The sequence below is a fragment of the Helicobacter sp. MIT 14-3879 genome (assembly GCF_003364125.1).
In genome coordinates, this window is the sequence record NZ_NXLP01000121.1 from 1 (window position 1) to 2,662 (window position 2,662).

4 protein-coding genes and 1 pseudogene are annotated in these 2,662 nt (G+C 28.7%); all 5 read left to right on the forward strand.

The window, feature by feature from the left end:
• Positions 1-369 (forward strand): annotated as a pseudogene (locus CQA44_RS12795) (hypothetical protein); the annotation flags it as partial.
• A 13-nt stretch (positions 370-382) separates the two neighbouring features.
• The gene (locus tag CQA44_RS11775) at positions 383-916 is read left to right on the forward strand and encodes a hypothetical protein (RefSeq protein ID WP_115547393.1); all 534 of its coding nucleotides are present in this window, start codon (positions 383-385) and stop codon (positions 914-916) included.
• A gap of 2 nt (positions 917-918) precedes the next feature.
• Positions 919-1,599, forward strand: a complete 681-nt coding sequence (locus CQA44_RS11780; protein WP_115547394.1) for a hypothetical protein — start codon at positions 919-921, stop codon at positions 1,597-1,599.
• 2 nt (positions 1,600-1,601) lie between these two features.
• Complete coding sequence (locus tag CQA44_RS11785; RefSeq protein ID WP_115547395.1) at positions 1,602-1,973, forward strand: hypothetical protein; 372 nt, start codon at positions 1,602-1,604, stop codon at positions 1,971-1,973.
• Between the two features lie 9 nt (positions 1,974-1,982).
• On the forward strand, positions 1,983-2,492 hold the full coding sequence (locus tag CQA44_RS11790) for a hypothetical protein (RefSeq protein ID WP_115547396.1): 510 nt from the start codon (positions 1,983-1,985) through the stop codon (positions 2,490-2,492).
• Positions 2,493-2,662 lie beyond the last annotated feature (170 nt).

Consider the following 2,662-nt stretch of genomic DNA (forward strand, 5'->3'; position numbering starts at 1 on the left):
TCTAATTTATACGCTAATTTATACTCTAAAGATTCTAATACAGACTATCTCTATTCTTATCTATTTCATAAAGACTCCTTTCTCTCCCTCTCTAATCTCCTCCATATTCATAATGGTAAGATAGATATATTCACTAAAGATAACTCTTATATAGATATACAAGAACTAGCTAATGATTACAAAGACTATGCTATCACACTAGATTCTCTAAACTCTCCTAATACTCAAATCTTTCTTTACTCTCATCTCCTTTTAGGTGGCACAGAATCTCCTAATCCTACTCATACAAAGAATATAGACAAAGAAGCTTTAAAGAATTTTGAATATAATCAATATATTATTCATCATTGGAGAAAGATTGCAGCATAAAAGGCGTAAAAGAGTGATTTATATCATCTTAGCAATATTTGGTTTCTTTATACTCTATGTAATATGTGGAGGTCATATCTATTATCCTACAAGTTATCGTGCCTTTATCCCTAAACAATGGGATAGTGAATATAAAGAGTATCAAAAACTTTGTAAAGAAAATATAGGTAGGGTGGTGTATGCAAGAGTAATAACGCAAAAGGAGAGGGAGGAAATGGAAGAGATTTTAAAAACACATATTACTAGCTGGCTGTGTAGAGTCTATTATATCCCTATTAATAAAAATATCTATGAGTTACGATATACCCTTTATACCCTTAAAAATAATACTGATTCTATTGCATATCAACAAATTGTGGGTTATCATTTTAATAGGAATTGGACAGAATTTATATTTTTTACTAAAGGTAGCCCAATAGATGAGAAGTTTTATAAAACAGAGATGAGAGACTATAACATACAAGATGATATTTTTTTAAACAGAGTATTTAACAATCAGCAAAATATAGGTATAAAAGAAGATATAAATATTAATGGAAAGGAATAAAAATGAAACTCTACCAAAAGTATTATACTCTAGGAGTCTATGTAGATACTTGGGGTTTAAGAAATTGGAGAATGGAGGATAAGAGGATATTAGGAGCTAATATCTCCTTACCTAATGTAGAATGGGAGGGTGTAATCCCTCATACATTCTTAGGATTAAAAATAGAATATCAATTAGTTAATGAAAATTTTAATGGAATCTTAAATGAGAAATATAAAAAAGAATATGCACTAGAATCTGATTTAAAAGATTATAATAAAACTACACAAATGGATTTAATACAAAAGCTCACAAAAGAATATAATAATACTGCCATAAATAAAAAGAAGTGGCAAAATAAAACAGATGAAAATATCTATAAAGAAATAGATAAGGATTATTTATTTTTTCGTCAAGGCTATAAAGATATAACTATTCCTGTAAAACAATACTTTAAAAATGCTGTATTCTTTAATTATCAAGCCTATGAAAAAACTCTAAAAAATTTTATTCAAAGTGAAAAGAGTAATATACAAGATATTGAGGGATTCTTTGGCTTTGCTCCTTATAAATCTTCTGCTAGTCATTGGGGTAAAGTCTTTAATAATCAATATAAATCTTCTGCTCCACTAAGAACCTCTAGCTATGATAATAAAGAATCTGGCGGCAAAGTCTTTCAAAATAATCAATTCATAGGAATATAGCTATGAAAAAACAATTTCAATGGGATAAATTTATACCAGATTGCTTTTTGTGCATTTTTTTGATGCCAATTTCTATAATTGCATTTTTCATTCCAGCAGGTTTGATTGTAAAACTTATTAGGAAATTTTTATTTTACATTTTTGATTCAACATCTTATTACTTAAGAAATGTAGATATTTTAAATGATTTTTTCTTTATTGCTCTATGTTTAACATTATGCCATATATTTTTCTTCGGAATTTGGTTCTTTTTAGAAAAGAAAGGCTTAATGATTAAATACAAAATCTATAAATCAAGTTTTTGGATTGTATTTATATTATTAACAAGTTTTTGGTGGTTAGAGGCTTACGGACTTGCAACCACTGGCAAATAAGGATTCTCTATGCGATATTTTGTAACTTTATATATAGAACCTATGAAAACTAAATTAGAAATCCTACCTATTTCTATCCCTCACGCTTTTCTTGGTTTAACCCATACTCACCCTGATATTTTAGACAAGGAAGATAAAGAATTAAGAGATGAAAAACTTAAAAATAAAGATTGGAAAGATTTTGATAAAAAATGGTATGAGAGTTTAGAGACTAATGAATTTAATGATGGATTCTTTGGCTTTGCTCCTGTGGAATCTTCTGCTAGTCATTGGGGTAAAGTCTTTGAAAATAATCAATATAAATCTTCTGCTCCACTAAGAACCTCTAGCTATGATAATAAAGAATCTGGCGGCAAAGTCTTTGAAAATAATCAATATGTGCCAAAATGGAATGACAATACCAAACAATATCATTACATACAAAGGGATAAAACGCTTTTTCTCCCTCTAATCGTTGCACTTTTGAAATCTCACAAGAGCAGTATGAAACCTTGCTTAATGCGATTAAAAAAGATGTAGAGGATAGTTACTTGAAAATTCCTATCTATTCTCAACTTAAAGCAAAATTAGAATCTAAAGGATTAGATTCTATTACAAGCGGGCAATTAGCTTGGTTTGTGTGTAGTGGAATTTTAAGCTTTATCATCAGTAGTTTATTTTTTATCATCGGTAACATTTTGCAAAATACT